Here is a 13,185-nt window from a genome sequence, read left to right as displayed (position 1 = left end):
CCCCTGAAGCAGGCAAGAACGGCACACAGAAACTCTTCACTCTGCAACACGCTGTCATCAGGCGCACAACTGCGACGAAATGCGGCCCCAATGAAAACAGACAGCCGCCGCAGGTAAAGAAATCATTTCTTATAGGAAATTCACATAAAAAGAGCTCAGATGGCAGTCTTTTGAAAGCAAATTCACAGCGCTAGAATCCGCCACCAACGCTGCCTCGCATGTTTGAAGCCGGGGCACAGTTTCAGACTCTCCCCGTATGTCAGCCCTTTTCGCTCCTTGCCATCCACATTCCAGCCCGGCGTCTTTCAGCCCTGCCCTTGCTGCAGCAGGAGCTGGCGCATGAGCGACGGCTTGCAAAGCCCCACCCAACAGGGCGTGCAGCTGGTCGACATACGGTTGCAGCGCGGCCAGACCCAGGTGTTCGACGGCCTGAACCTGAGCCTGGCGCAAAAGCGCATCGGCGTGATCGGCAACAACGGCGCAGGCAAATCGAGCCTGTTCCGCCTGCTTTGCGGACTTGAGCAGCCCCAGGCCGGACAGGTACTGGTGGATGGCATGCCCTTGCTGCAGGCCCGCCAGAACCGGCCGGGCCTGATCGGCCTGATGTTCCAGAACCCGGACGACCAGATCATCTTCCCCACGGTGGAGGAAGAGCTGGCCCTGGGCCTGCGCCCCCAGGGTCTGAACAAGCAGCAGGCCAGAGCCAGGGCGCGCGAGCTGCTGGCCGCACGCGGCATGGCCCACTGGGCCGAGCGGGCCGTCAGCAGCCTGAGCCAGGGCCAGCGCCAGCAGGTGTGCTGGCTCTCGCTGCTGATTGCCGCGCCCCAGCTGCTGCTGCTGGACGAGCCCTTTGCCAGCCTGGACCTGCCCGGGCAGGCCCTTCTGGCCCAGGATATCGCTGCCGCACCGCAACAGGTGCTGGTCTCCACCCATGTGCTCGATCATGTGCGCGACTTCGAACGCGTGATCTGGCTGGAGCAGGGCCGGCTGCGCGGCGATGGTCCGGGCCGCGACATCTGCGGGGCCTACGAGACCTCCGTGCGGGAGCAGCTGATGCAGAAAATCTCCCACGGAGACCTGCATGGGTAGTCTCTACAGCGAAGTGGCGACCTGGCTGCATCGCTGGTCGGCCGGCCTCAAGCTCCTGCTGCTGGCGGTTTTTGGCACGCTGCTGTTCCTGATAGCCAGCCCCTGGGTGCTGGCGGGCTGCGGCGCAGCCTGCTTGCTGCTATGGATATCGCTGGGCCAGGCCACCCAGGTGGCACGCCGGCTGATGCACTCGGTCATCGTCGCGGCGCTGCTGGTGGCGGGCTTTCATGTCTTCATGGGCAACCCGGTGCTGGCAGCCCTCAGCAGTCTGCGGCTGGTCTGCGCCTCGACTCTGGGCATTGTGCTGACCGTGACCACTCGCCCCAGCGATCTGGTCGAGGTGCTGGAATGGCTGCTGGCCCCGCTGGCCCGCCTGGGCATCCCCACCGAGCGCGTGGCCATGCAGCTTGCGCTGATGCTGCGCTTTACCGAGCATTTCTTTGTGCAATGGAAGAAGCTGGACGAAGCATACCGGCTGCGCACCGGCAAAAGCGGCGGCCTGCGTCTGATTGCACCGCTGACGATTCATATGCTGCAGGCCACGCGCCGTGTAGCCGACGCCCTCTGGGCAAGACTGGGTTTCTAGGAGACTGTTGATGACCACCACTCCCTCTCACACCGTATCGCGCGGCGGCGCACGCTCCATGGCCCAGGTATCGCTGTTTGCGGCGCTGATGGCCGTGATGGGCCTGATTCCCAAGATCGACCTGCCGTTCGGCGTGCCCATCACCATCCAGTCGCTGGGCGTGATGCTGGCAGGCGTCATGCTCGGACCCTGGCGCGGCATGCAATCCATGGTGCTGTTTCTCGCGGCCGTAGCCGTGGGCCTGCCCCTGCTGTCGGGCGGCCGCGGCGGCATCGGCGTTTTCATGGCACCTTCTGCCGGCTATCTGATCGGCTATGCGCTGGCCGCCGCCGTGACAGGCGCCATCATGGCCGCCCTGCCGCAAAGCACGCCGCGCCGCACGGCACTGAGCGCCTTCATCGCCTCCGTGCTCGGTGGCTTGCTGTGTCTGCATGCCTTTGGCGTGCTGGGCCTGATGCTGATCGCCAAGATGAGCCTGAACCAGGCTTTTGCCGTGACGCTGGCCTTTGTGCCCGGCGACTTCATCAAATGCATTCTCTGCGCACTGATTGTTCACACAGTGGCACGCGGTCTGCCGGACTGGCGCTTTGGCGGTCGCCGATGAAGGCACTGTCCGCTGCCGCGCCGCTGCAAGGCTTCTGGCAACTGGTGCATGGCCCGCTGGCCTATTGGGCGCAGCACCGACCCGATCTGGTGGCCTTGCAGAGCGAGGCCGACTCCTGGACCTTTGACCGGCTGCACGCGGAGGTCGAGCTGCGCTCGGCACGCCTGGTGGCGCAACGCGCGCCGCAGATGCTGCTGCTGGATGCCAGCCGCTCCACCCTGGAGCGACTGGTGGACTTTCTGGCCGTGATCCGCAGCGGCCGCTGCGCGGCGGTCGCCGACCCCGACTGGCAGCCGGCCGTGCGCCAGCGCATTGAAGGCTGGCTGCCCGGGCAGCCCTGCGAGCTGGAATCGGCAGCACCGACAGCCGCCTTCTATACCGGCTTTACCTCGGGCAGCACCGGCCTGCCCAAGGGCTTCAAGCGCCACCATCTGTCGTGGACGGAAAGCTTTCGCGTCGGCCTGCAGGATTTCGGCCCCGTCGTCGCCCAGCGCACGCTGGCACCAGGGCGCATCTCGCACTCGCTGTTTCTGTTCGGGGCCATGCAAGGCATCTGGTATGGCTGCGGCGCCGTCATGCAGGAAAAGTTCTCTGCCTCGCGCTGTCTCGCGACCCTGGCGGGCGGGGATACGCCCTGCCTTGTCGCCGTGCCCAGCCAGTTGCTGCTGATGCTGCAATGGGCGGAGCATCGCCAGCTCGCACCCATTCCCGAGGTCGAACTGATCACCATCAGCGGCGCGCGCTGGATGCGCGCCCACACGCCGGCGCTGCGCGCCCTGTTCCCCCAGGCCCGCATCATCGAGTTCTACGGAGCCTCCGAGGCCAGTTTTGTGGCCTGGATGGATGCCGACGAAGCCAGCGGCCCGCAGGCCGTGGGCAGGCCATTCAGCAATGTGGAGCTATCCATTCGCCCCACCGGCAGCGATGCCGCCGAGAATGCGCTGGCCGAGCATGGCACCAGCCACGCCAGCGACGGCCTGATCTATATCCGCAGCCCCATGCTGTTCATGGACTATGTGGGCGATGCCCATGACGCCACGGCCGTGCTGCGCGACGGTGACTGGCTGTCCGTGCGCGACATGGGCCATATCGACGAACGCGGCATGCTGTGCCTGGCAGGACGCCAGAGCCGCATGATCGTCACCCAGGGCAAGAACCTGTTTCCCGAGGAAGTGGAGAACCTGCTGGCCAGCCACCCGGCGATTGCCCAGGTCTCGCTGCACGGCCAGGCCGATGCGCTGCGCGGTCTGCAGGTACACGCGGTGCTGCAATGGAGACCCCAGACCGAGGCGCCTTCGGCCCTGGAGCTGAACCAGTGGCTGCGCGAGCGCACCGAAGCCTTCAAGGTGCCGCGCCAGTGGTGGATCTGCGAGCACTGGCCACAGACAGCCAGCGGCAAGACCGACCACGGCCAGCTGGCCCAGGCCCTGCGCGCCCGGATGACAGCGCCTGCCGATGCGGGCATATCCCCTGCCCGGCTCCCCGCATTGCGGCCGTGGCAGAGTTGAGGCCCATGCCAAGCAAGACCCCCATCATTGCCTGGGCCCGCAGCCCGGTGGCTCCGATCGGCTCGGCCCTGGCTCGGCTCAGCCCCCATGAACTGGGCCGGCCGCTGCTGCTGTCACTGCTGCAGCAAAGCGGCTTGCCGGCCCACGCCGTCGACGCGGTCGTGATCGGAAACGCTCTGGGCGCTGGCGGCAACCCGGCGCGCATGCTGGCACTGGCCGCCGGCCTGCCCGACGGCTGCGCCGCGCACACCATCGATACCCAGTGCTGCTCGGGCCTGGATGCGGTGGCCATGGCTGTGGGTCTGCTGCAATCGGGTCAGGCGGAGGTGATGATTGCCGGTGGCATCGAGGCCTGGAGCCGCGCCCCTATTCGCCAGACCCGCCCGCTGCACCCCGGCGAGCACCCCCAGGGCTACGAGCGCCCACCCTTTGCCCCCGATCCCGAGCGCGATCCCGATATGCTGCAATCGGCGGCCGACTATGCGCTCACGCATGGCTTCAGCCGCAGCCAGCAGGAGCAGTATGCGCTGCTGAGCCACAACCGGGCCCTGGCGGCCCGGGCGCAGCTCGCCCAGGAAATCGTGCCTGTGGCAGGGCTTGCGGCCGACGCCTATCCGCGTGCGCTGCAGCCCGCTCGTGCCGCGCGCATGCCGGTGCTGGCCCGGGGCAGCTATGAGGGTGCGAGTGTCGACGAAATCACCGCCCACGCCCTCAGCCCCCTGACCGTCTCTGCAAAGGCCGATGGTGCGGCCCTGGTCCTGCTGGCCACGCCCGAGGCCTGCGCCCGCTGGAATCTGCAGCCCCGCGCACAATGGCTGGCCAGCGCCAGCGTGGGCGCCGCGCCGGAAACTCCACTGCTGGTCGCCATTGCAGCAGCCCAGATGGTGCTGGCCAGGGGCAGCCAGGCATTGGCAAGCCCACAGCTGAAGGCACAGGATCTGTCGGCCATCGAACTGCATGACGCCTTTGCCGTGCAAGGCCTGGCTTTTTGCGCCGCCATGGGCATTGCGCCCGAGCAGATCAACAGCGCGGGCGGCGGCTTGGCGCGCGGCCACCCGATCGGCGCGTCAGGCGCGATTGCTCTGGTGCGCTGCCTGGCCCAGCTTGAGTATCAGGCCCAGTCATCGACACCCAAGGCCACACTCGGCCTGGCGGCCATTGCCGGAGCCGGCGGCATTGGCGCGGCAACCCTGGTGCAATGGCTGCAAGCCTCTTCCTGAATTCATTTTTGATAGCTATTACCTCATGTCCAGCAACGGTTCAGTCGCAAAAACATCTGAAGACTTCGACTTGCCGGCAGGCATGGCGCTGATGCAGCAGCGCCGCTCGACACGTGCTTTCCTGCCCGATGCCGTGCCAGATGCGCTGCTGCATCAGTTGCTGCTGACGGCGCGCCAGGCGCCCAGCGGCGGCAATCTGCAGCCAGGCCAGCTGATCGCGGTGCGTGGCAAGCTGCGCGAGCAACTCACTGCCGCCCTGCTGCAGGACGTTGAAAGCCAGGTGCCCGAATGCGAGGACTACGCCTACTTTCCGCGCCCCATGCCCATGCAGCTGCGCAAGCGCCAGGTGGCTTCGGCCCAGGCGCTTTACGGCGCCCTGGGCGTGGCGCGCGACGACCGCGCCGGACGCGAAGCGCAATTTGCGCGCAACTACCGTTTCTTCGATGCGCCCGTGGCGCTGGTCGTCACCATCGACGCCCATTACGGCCCCGGCGGCTATATGGACCTGGGCATGACCCTCTACGGCCTGCAACTGGCCGCCGCCGCCATGGGCCTGGGCAGCTGCGCCATCGGCGCCCTGGCCTCGTACCCGGCCACCGTGCGCCGCGTGCTGGGCCTGGCCGACAGCAAGCACATCGTCTGCGGCCTGGCCCTGGGCTGGGCCGACGAGTCCGCCCCCGTCAACCAGACGCGCACGACCCGTGCCCCTATCGCCGAGTGGTTTCAGACTCTTGAATAAATGAGCAGCCAACGCAATCCAGTAAAGGATTTCAGGTTGTTTTCTACCTGAAACCCAATAACAACATGCGTTAGCAGCTATGCAATGAAGAGCAGTAAAAAAACGCTGCAAGTGCAGCGCCTGGTTCGATGCCCGACCGCCCCATCAAGGAGACAGCCTGCAAGCGCCTCAGGAGGTCATCAGAACGCCGGGAAGACCGAGCCCTTGAACTCCTTGTCGATGAACTGGCGCACCTCGTCGGAGTGATAGGACTTGATCAGCTGGGCGACCCAGGGCTGGTTCTTGTCGGCATCGCGCACCACCATGATGTTCACATAGGGGTTCTTGGCCGACTCCAGCGCAATCGCATCCTTCTTGGGATTCAGACCGGCAGAGATCGCGAAATTGGTGTTGACGGTGGAGGCCTCCAGGTCGTCCAGCGAACGTGGCAGCTGGGCCGCATCCAGCTCGACAAACCTGAGCTTCTTGGGGTTGGAGACCACATCCAGCGGTGTGGCCTTCAGGCCCGCGCCCTCCTTGAGCTTGATCAGACCCTGGGTCTGCAGCAGCAGCAGCGCGCGGCCGCCATTGGTGGGATCGTTGGGAATGCCGAACTTGGCGCCCGTGGACAGCTCGGACAAGGCCTTGATCTTCTTGGAATAGATGCCGATGGGGAAATTCACCGTGTCGGCCACCCAGCCGATCTTGTAGCCGCGATCCTTGATCTGGGCATCCAGATAGGGACGGTGCTGGTAGCTGTTGGCATCCAGATCGCCGGCGGCCAGTGCCGCATTGGGCTGGACATAGTCGCCGAACTCGATGACCTTGAGGTTCAGGCCGTTCCTGGCGGCGACCTTCTTCACCACTTCCATGATCTGCGCGTGAGGACCGGCGGTCACGCCGATCTTGATGGTCTTGTCCTGGGCCTGGGCGGCAAAGCCCAGCGTGGCCGCAGCAGCCACGGCCAATGTGGTGCGCAAAAGCGAGCGCTTGTTCAACATGCAGATTCCTTGTACGGAAGATTGAGAGTGGCTAAGACTGTAGCGCCAGTTTCAGCTGCCCGAGCGCTGTTTCTTAGACAGATTGCTCAGATGCAAACTACGGATTGGCCATGCAAGCCCGGATGCGTTGAATGCCGCGGGCTGAGCGCCCACAAAAAAGCCCGCTCCTTCACGGTAGCGGGCTTGTGTGGCGCGGTGCAGGCCATCAGAGGTCGGACATCGAGGGCGCAGCCAGCACCTGCTGTGCCACCACGTCGAGCACGGCATGGGACTCGTCCTGCCTGTCGATCCAGACCTTGGGCGTGAAGCTGCCGCGCAGGGCAATCGCATCGCCTTCGCAGAGGCTGCGCAGCACGGCGCAAGGTGCGTTGTCGAAAGCGACGATATTCACGGGAATCGAGGAGCCGTCGCCTGCGTTGGCCCGCATGCGAGCCACCATATAGGGGCGGCGGTTGCGGTCTACGCGACTCTCGGGAACGCCGGTGAGTCGGCCGGTTATCAAACCATCCATCATTTGCTGTTATCTACCCAGAAAAAATCATGGCCACCCTTGATCAAGAGCGGCCTTTCAAAAAATCTTGAACCTGCATTTTAGAGGGGGCAGCCTGTTTCCGGGCCGCCCCCCTTTTCTTAATTTTTGGTAATGTGCACCGCGGCTCAGCGATGGCTCAGGCGTCGCACGGCCCAATCGCCCAGGCTTTGAATGGCCTGCACAAAGAAGATCAGAATGATCACCACGACCAGCATCACGTCGGGCAAGAAGCGCTGGTAGCCGTAGCGGATACCCAGATCGCCCAGGCCGCCGCCGCCAATGGCGCCCGCCATGGCCGAGTAGCCGGTCAGGCTGACGAAGCTGATGGTCAGGCCCGCGACGATGCCGGGCAGCGCCTCGGGCAGCAGCACCTTCCAGACGATCTGGCCGGTGGTTGCGCCCATGGACTGGGCCGCCTCGATCAGGCCGCCATCGACCTCGCGCAAGGCGGTTTCCACCAGACGGGCCACAAACGGCGCCGCCGCAATCGTCAGCGGCACCACGGCCGCCCAGGTGCCGATGGAGGAGCCCGTGATCAGGCGCGTCAGCGGAATGATGGCCACCAGCAAGATGATGAAGGGGGTAGAGCGCAGCGCATTCACGATCCAGCCCACGACCTTGTTGGCCGGACCGTTCTGCAAGATGCCGCCATGGTCGGTCAGGCGCAGGAAGACGCCCAGCGGAATACCGATCAGACCGCCGATCAGGCCCGAGATGCCGACCATGATCAGCGTCTCCCAGAAGGAATCCAGCAGCAGCTGGAGCATCATTTCCGAAAAATTCTCAAACATCGCTCTCAATCCTTGCTGGACACGATCTGCACTTGCACACCGCTGGCACGCAGGTGCTCCACGGCCGCGTCAATCTTGGCGGCCTCGCCGCTGGCGTAGACCGCCAGCGAGCCAAAGGTCTGCTCCTGGATCTCGTCGATCTGGCCGTGCAGAATCGACAGATCCAGACCCAGCTCGCGAATCAGGTGCGACAAAATGGGCTGATAGGCGCTCTCGCCCGCATAGGACAGGCGCAGCAGCTGGCCTTGCTGGCCGGGCTGCAGCTGGGCGGCCAGCTGGTTCACGCGCTTCATCACCGACTCGGGCAGTTGCTGGGGCACGATTTCGTCGATCAGGCTCTTGGTGATCGTCTGCTGAGGGCGGGTGAAAACGTCGATCACGGGCCCCAGCTCGGCAATCTCGCCGCCGTCGATCACGGCCACGCGGTCGGCGATCTGCTTGATCACCAGCATCTGGTGGGTAATGAGCACCACGGTCACGCCCAGCTCGCGGTTGACCTTGCGCAGCAGATCCAGAATGGAGCGCGTGGTTTCGGGATCCAGCGCCGAAGTGGCTTCGTCGCTCAGCAGCACCTTGGGATTGCTGGCCAGTGCCCGGGCAATGCCCACGCGCTGTTTCTGGCCGCCGGAAATCTGGGCCGGATAGCGGTCGGCCAGATGGTCCAGGCCCACCAGCTCCAGCAGCGGCGTCACACGCTGGTAAATCTCGTCCTTGGAAACACCGGCCAGCTCCAGCGGCAGGGCCACGTTGTCATACACGGTACGCGAGGACAGCAGATTGAAGTGCTGGAACACCATGCCGATGTCGCGGCGCGCGGCGCGCAGCTCGCCATCGGACAGCTGCATGAGGTCACGTCCGTTGACGATGACCTTGCCTTCCGTGGGGCGGTTGAGCAGATTCAGGCAACGCACCAGCGAGCTTTTGCCCGCGCCGGAGCGGCCGATGATGCCGAACACCTCGCCCGAGGCGATTTCCAGATTGATGCCACGCAAGGCGTGCACCGGGCCCTTGGGGCCTTGGTATGTCAGGGATAAATCCCGAATTTCTATCATGAAAAATATCGCAAATCACGCATGAGCAATGCGTTTGACGCTATAAAAAGTGATTATTCCCATCCCAGCTGCAGCGCTGCCGGGCAGCGGGCAATGCAGGCTTTCGTTCTGGTAGATGCCGGCAGATCAAGCCAGCCTACTTTTAGTAGTAACCCTCAATAATGCCTGAGTCTAGGCAAACCTGAGAGCAACTGGGACAAGTGAATTCACTTATGGCGCCGCCAGCAAGCCAGCAAATGCCGGTCTTGCCCGGGCCTGCCCCCACTGGCGGCACGGCATCGCAGGCCTTAGCATGCTTGCATCTGCCCCTGGTTTCCTCTGCCGCCCTATGCAGCCGCCCCCTCTGCCCATCCGCGTTGAATGCCCTCCCGGCGCCTGCGACTGCCGGCGCGAGCAGCTGCTGAGCACGCCGGATGCGGATCTGCGCATTCTGCAGCTCACGCGCGAGGAAGAGAAAAAGCTGCTGCAGCGCCTGGAGAGCATCAGCAGCCTGGTCGATCTCGAGCATATGCAGCAGCGCATTCACGCGCTCCTGGGCCTGGAGATACGTATCACCCCCGGCAACAACGAGGTCCGCACCATGCGCGGCATCCAGATCGAGCTCGGCGACCTGCCGGGTCTATGCCGCAAAACACGTCAGAGCATTCCCGCCGCGATCCGCAAGGGGCTCGAGCGCAAGCCCGAGATTGCCTGGGCCCTGCTGGATGCGCATGACCTGTTTGGCATGCCCGGCAGCTGATTCCAGCACGGACAAGGCCTGACAACAAAGCAGGCACTTCGCCACCTGGGTCTTCAGACAACGCTAGTCCTTGCGGCCTACGTCGCCCGGCCCATGGCGGCCTTTCGCTTTCAAAAGCAGTACGCCCGATATCCCTCGAGCGCATCTTCATCTTGGTTTTCCCGAGGTCTGATGCCATAGGTTTTCCCTTACCCGAGCGGGTCAACGCAGGGCTGGAGTGGCAGTCTGTCTCTGAGGTGACTTCGCTAGGCCTTAGGGGCTAGTCCAAACGAGCGATGGTGAGCCGCAAAGCTCGCTTGAACATTGAATTCATCGACAGGCGTCAAGTCAGCGACTAGCTGACCTGGACTAGACCTTGGCCTGATTCGCGGGCAGATCGATAGTGCAAATGCTGCACACATACATCTTTGAGGATTCGTGATGGAAAGCAACCTGAGCTACCGCGCCCTGATCGCGCTGACCGTGACCAGCGTCATGGCTGGTGCAGCCGCCGCCAAAGGCAGCCCCGAAGAAATTGAAAAGCTGGGCAAGTCCCTGACCTGTATCGGTGCCGAAAAGGCCGGCACCGCCAGCGGCGTACCCGAATACACGGGCAAGTGGCTGGGAACGCCGCCTGGAATTCAGTACACGCCGCATGCAGGCCAGCACCCGGTGGACCCCTATGCCAATGAAAAGCCCCTGTTCTCCATCACGGCCGAGAATGTTGCCAAGTACGCCGCCAATCTGACCGAAGGCCAGAAGGCCATGTTTGCGCGCTACCCCAAGACTTTCAGCATTCCCGTCTATCCGGGTCACCGCGACTTCCGCTATCCGGACTTTGCCTGTGCCTCGGCCAAAGCCAATGCGCAGAACGCCGTGATCAGCGCCGACGGAATGGGCGCCGACAACGCGGTCAAGGGGGCCATACCGTTCCCCTTCCCCAAGACCGGCATGGAGCTGGCCTTCAACAACCTGTTTCCGCTGCGCTCGTTCACCGAACACACACTGCGTGACAACGCCTACGTGATGCAGGATGGCTCCACCGTCTTCGGCCGCGCCGACAACCGCAGCATGAGCTTGCTGAACTCCCCCGAGCAGGCCGGCAAGCCGCTGGAAGGCACCATGGCCCAGGGCATGAATGCGGTCAAGCTGCCCGAGCGCGAAAAAGGCGGGGTCAGCGTCAGCCGTGAGCCGGTCAACTTCGGCAAGGACAAGCGTCTGGGCTGGAGCTATGACCCGGGTACACGCCGGGTGCGCCAGATCCCCGAGTACGGCTTTGACCAGCCCATGGGCGGCGGCGTGGGCGCCAAGATGACGATTGACTCCGACCGTCTCTTCAATGGCTCGCCCGAGCGCTACAACTGGAAGAATCTGGGCAAGAACGAGATCTACATTCCCGCCAACGCGTACAGGATTCACGCCAATACCGTGAAGTACGCCGATCTGCTCAAGCCCGGCCATGCCAACCCCGACTACATGCGCTATGAACTGCGCCGCGTCTGGGTGCTGGAAGCCACGCTCAAGGAAGGCTATCGCCATCTCTATGGCAAGCGTGTGCTTTTCCTTGACGAAGACACCGGCCACGCCGTGATGAGCGACTTCTACGATGCACGCGGCAACCTGTGGCAGCAAGGCCTCATCAATTACTACTACGCGTTCGACTCCAACGCCTGGCATGCAGGCACGGCCTTCTACCACGACCTGATCGGCGGCGGCTATGTGGCCTACAACTTGTTCCAGGAACGCCCCAAGGGGCCCGTGCTCAACAAGGGAGATATGAATCCCTCCATGTTCACCCCTGAAGCCACGCGCAACGCCGGCACCTGAGCAGCTGCCGCCTCCATGAGCCGCTGACACACGCGGCACGCGGTGCTCGCCGCAAAAAAGGCCTGGGCCGGGATGAAGAAAGCACCGGCCCCGGTCATCAACACCACCACACCATTTCAATCTCATGTCAAAGTTGAACCGCGCCGGGCTGCGCGCCATGGCGGCTGCGGCATTGGGCCTTTGCCTGGGCATGGCCTATGCCCAGACGCCCGCCGCCACCGAAGAGCAGGCTCTGGACAGCCTGATCCGCGAGGCCATGCTCTACGCCTACCCCTATCAGGAATTCATGAAAATGCGGCATGAAGCACTGGAGGTCAAGGGCTCCCCCACCGCCACCACGCTCAACCACTTCCGCCACTCGCGCCACCTGGCCACGCCCAAGGACCGCTGGGCCAACGGCCCTATTCGCGACACCTTCTACTCCACCGCCTGGCTGGATCTCGAGGAATCTCCCCTGGTGCTGTCCCTGCCCGAAACCCATGGCCGCTACTACGTGATCGCCATGATTGGTGCAGATCTCAACACCTTCACCTACGTGGGCCGGCGCATTGGCGGCACCAAGGCACGCAAGGTAGCCCTGGTCGGCCCGCGCTGGAGCGGCAAGATCCCTCAGGTCGACCAGATCGTGCGCGCACCCACGCGGGATGTCTATCTGAATCTGCGCGTGCTGGTCACCGGTGAAGATGACCTCAAGAGCGCTCATGCCGTGCAGGACGGCTTTCGCATGGAACCTGTGCTCAGGACCGGCGCAGACCGTCCGCAGATCAAGCCGCAAGCCCAGGACTGGGGGCGCTTTGTCGATGTGAGCAATGAGGCCCTGGCCCGCAACCCGCCTCCCGGCACGGAACACGCGCTGCTGCAGCGCTTTGCCAGCGTGGGCATCTGTGGCAAGGCCTGCAGCTGGGACAAGCTGCCCGAGGCCGTGCAGCAGCGCTGGCTGAACCTGGCGCCCGAGATCGAGAAAAACGAACTCAAGAATCGCCTGAATGCCGATCGCAAGACGGCTGACCCCAGGCGCAGAAACGGCTGGACCCCTTATCGCCTGCCGGATGGCTTTGGCAACAACTACGCCATGCGTGCCCAGTCGGCAGCCATGTCGGGCGGCATCCTTGGCCTGGCGGCTGCGGAAGCCACCTACTTTGCCGCCAGCGTCGACGGCAACCACCAGGCACTGGGCGAGGGCCGGGCCTATCGCCTGCATTTGCCCCAGGGTCGTCTGCCTGCCGATGCATTCTGGTCCATCTCTCTCTATGAATTCGTGACCGGAGGCCAATACATGGTGGACAACCCCATCAACCGCTACTCCATTGGCGACCGCACCAAGGGCATGAAGTTCAACGCCGACGGCAGCCTGGACATCTGGTTGCAACCCGCGGACCCGGGCCCTGAAAAGCGTGCCAACTGGCTGCCCACGCCCGAGAAGAACCTGTTCTATCTGATGGCCCGCGCCTACCAGCCCTGGCCAGAGGTGCTGGATCCTTCGTGGATTCTGGAGCCGGTGCAACGGATCAACGCCCAATGAATGCAGTGATGGCAAAC

Annotated in this window: 13 protein-coding genes; 9 read left to right on the top strand and 4 right to left on the bottom strand. The window is 63.9% G+C overall.

Translation table 11 applies throughout. The annotated features are described in order from the left end of the window. Nucleotides 1-339: 339 nt before the first annotated feature. Genes O987_RS11820 through O987_RS11795 form a run of 6 tightly spaced genes read left to right on the top strand, consistent with a single transcriptional unit; the run spans nt 340 to nt 5,746 of the window. Nucleotides 340-1,089, top strand: coding sequence for an energy-coupling factor ABC transporter ATP-binding protein (locus O987_RS11820; RefSeq protein WP_043372379.1), 750 nt, complete (start codon nt 340-342; stop codon nt 1,087-1,089). Further along, nucleotides 1,082-1,675 carry an energy-coupling factor transporter transmembrane component T family protein gene (locus O987_RS11815; RefSeq protein WP_043372377.1) on the top strand — a complete coding sequence of 198 codons (594 nt, stop codon included), beginning with the start codon at nt 1,082-1,084 and terminating at the stop codon, nt 1,673-1,675. The genes O987_RS11820 and O987_RS11815 overlap by 8 nt, the downstream gene beginning before the upstream one ends. A gap of 10 nt (nt 1,676-1,685) precedes the next feature. After that, on the top strand, nt 1,686-2,279 hold the full coding sequence (locus O987_RS11810) for a biotin transporter BioY (RefSeq protein ID WP_003055723.1): 594 nt from the start codon (nt 1,686-1,688) through the stop codon (nt 2,277-2,279). Beyond that, nucleotides 2,276-3,787 (top strand): AMP-binding protein, encoded by a 1,512-nt coding sequence (locus O987_RS11805; protein WP_043372375.1) that lies wholly within the window; start codon nt 2,276-2,278, stop codon nt 3,785-3,787. Before O987_RS11810 ends, O987_RS11805 begins: the two co-directional genes overlap by 4 nt. Nucleotides 3,788-3,792: 5 nt before the next feature. Further along, nucleotides 3,793-5,007, top strand: coding sequence for a thiolase family protein (locus O987_RS11800; RefSeq protein WP_043372373.1), 1,215 nt, complete (start codon nt 3,793-3,795; stop codon nt 5,005-5,007). A 25-nt stretch (nt 5,008-5,032) separates the two neighbouring features. Beyond that, entirely contained in the window at nt 5,033-5,746 is a 714-nt protein-coding gene (locus tag O987_RS11795; protein ID WP_051962168.1) for a nitroreductase, read from the top strand. A 179-nt stretch (nt 5,747-5,925) separates the two neighbouring features. Here O987_RS11795 and O987_RS11790 read toward each other — a convergent pair whose 3' ends face one another. The 4 genes from O987_RS11790 to O987_RS11775 form a co-directional block, all read right to left on the bottom strand. Beyond that, a complete protein-coding gene (locus O987_RS11790; protein WP_043372372.1) occupies nt 5,926-6,726 on the bottom strand; it encodes a MetQ/NlpA family ABC transporter substrate-binding protein in 801 nt (266 codons plus the stop codon). A 205-nt stretch (nt 6,727-6,931) separates the two neighbouring features. Beyond that, the gene (locus tag O987_RS11785; RefSeq protein WP_043372370.1) at nt 6,932-7,240 is read right to left on the bottom strand and encodes a single-stranded DNA-binding protein; all 309 of its coding nucleotides are present in this window, start codon (nt 7,238-7,240) and stop codon (nt 6,932-6,934) included. Nucleotides 7,241-7,383: 143 nt separating this feature from the next. Next, the gene (locus tag O987_RS11780) at nt 7,384-8,049 is read right to left on the bottom strand and encodes a methionine ABC transporter permease (RefSeq protein WP_003055731.1); all 666 of its coding nucleotides are present in this window, start codon (nt 8,047-8,049) and stop codon (nt 7,384-7,386) included. A 5-nt stretch (nt 8,050-8,054) separates the two neighbouring features. Further along, nucleotides 8,055-9,101 carry a methionine ABC transporter ATP-binding protein gene (locus tag O987_RS11775; RefSeq protein ID WP_043372368.1) on the bottom strand — a complete coding sequence of 349 codons (1,047 nt, stop codon included), beginning with the start codon at nt 9,099-9,101 and terminating at the stop codon, nt 8,055-8,057. A 328-nt stretch (nt 9,102-9,429) separates the two neighbouring features. On the opposite strand from O987_RS11775, the gene O987_RS11770 reads away from it, so the two are divergent. The 3 genes from O987_RS11770 (at nt 9,430) to O987_RS11760 (ending at nt 13,168) form a co-directional block, all read left to right on the top strand. Further along, a complete protein-coding gene (locus O987_RS11770; protein WP_043372366.1) occupies nt 9,430-9,840 on the top strand; it encodes a hypothetical protein in 411 nt (136 codons plus the stop codon). A gap of 420 nt (nt 9,841-10,260) precedes the next feature. Next, nucleotides 10,261-11,646, top strand: a complete 1,386-nt coding sequence (locus O987_RS11765; RefSeq protein ID WP_043372364.1) for a DUF1329 domain-containing protein — start codon at nt 10,261-10,263, stop codon at nt 11,644-11,646. Nucleotides 11,647-11,770: 124 nt separating this feature from the next. Continuing rightward, nucleotides 11,771-13,168 (top strand): DUF1254 domain-containing protein, encoded by a 1,398-nt coding sequence (locus O987_RS11760; RefSeq protein ID WP_043372362.1) that lies wholly within the window; start codon nt 11,771-11,773, stop codon nt 13,166-13,168. Nucleotides 13,169-13,185: the final 17 nt, after the last annotated feature.

Origin of the sequence: Comamonas testosteroni TK102 (assembly GCF_000739375.1) — a bacterium.
In the GTDB taxonomy this organism is placed as follows: domain Bacteria; phylum Pseudomonadota; class Gammaproteobacteria; order Burkholderiales; family Burkholderiaceae_C; genus Comamonas; species Comamonas brasiliensis.
The sequence above is the reverse complement of the archived record's forward strand: the minus strand, read 5'-3'. Positions and strand labels throughout refer to the sequence as shown.

Coding starts and splice junctions, on each gene's coding strand:
- O987_RS11760 (WP_043372362.1), top strand. CDS start 11,771: ATGTCAAAGTTGAACCGCGCCGGGCTGCGCGCCATGGCGGCTGCGGCA.
- O987_RS11770 (WP_043372366.1), top strand. CDS start 9,430: ATGCAGCCGCCCCCTCTGCCCATCCGCGTTGAATGCCCTCCCGGCGCC.
- O987_RS11800 (WP_043372373.1), top strand. CDS start 3,793: ATGCCAAGCAAGACCCCCATCATTGCCTGGGCCCGCAGCCCGGTGGCT.
- O987_RS11785 (WP_043372370.1), bottom strand. CDS start 7,240: ATGATGGATGGTTTGATAACCGGCCGACTCACCGGCGTTCCCGAGAGT.
- O987_RS11815 (WP_043372377.1), top strand. CDS start 1,082: ATGGGTAGTCTCTACAGCGAAGTGGCGACCTGGCTGCATCGCTGGTCG.
- O987_RS11810 (WP_003055723.1), top strand. CDS start 1,686: ATGACCACCACTCCCTCTCACACCGTATCGCGCGGCGGCGCACGCTCC.
- O987_RS11775 (WP_043372368.1), bottom strand. CDS start 9,101: ATGATAGAAATTCGGGATTTATCCCTGACATACCAAGGCCCCAAGGGC.
- O987_RS11820 (WP_043372379.1), top strand. CDS start 340: ATGAGCGACGGCTTGCAAAGCCCCACCCAACAGGGCGTGCAGCTGGTC.
- O987_RS11790 (WP_043372372.1), bottom strand. CDS start 6,726: ATGTTGAACAAGCGCTCGCTTTTGCGCACCACATTGGCCGTGGCTGCT.
- O987_RS11795 (WP_051962168.1), top strand. CDS start 5,033: ATGTCCAGCAACGGTTCAGTCGCAAAAACATCTGAAGACTTCGACTTG.
- O987_RS11805 (WP_043372375.1), top strand. CDS start 2,276: ATGAAGGCACTGTCCGCTGCCGCGCCGCTGCAAGGCTTCTGGCAACTG.
- O987_RS11765 (WP_043372364.1), top strand. CDS start 10,261: ATGGAAAGCAACCTGAGCTACCGCGCCCTGATCGCGCTGACCGTGACC.
- O987_RS11780 (WP_003055731.1), bottom strand. CDS start 8,049: ATGTTTGAGAATTTTTCGGAAATGATGCTCCAGCTGCTGCTGGATTCC.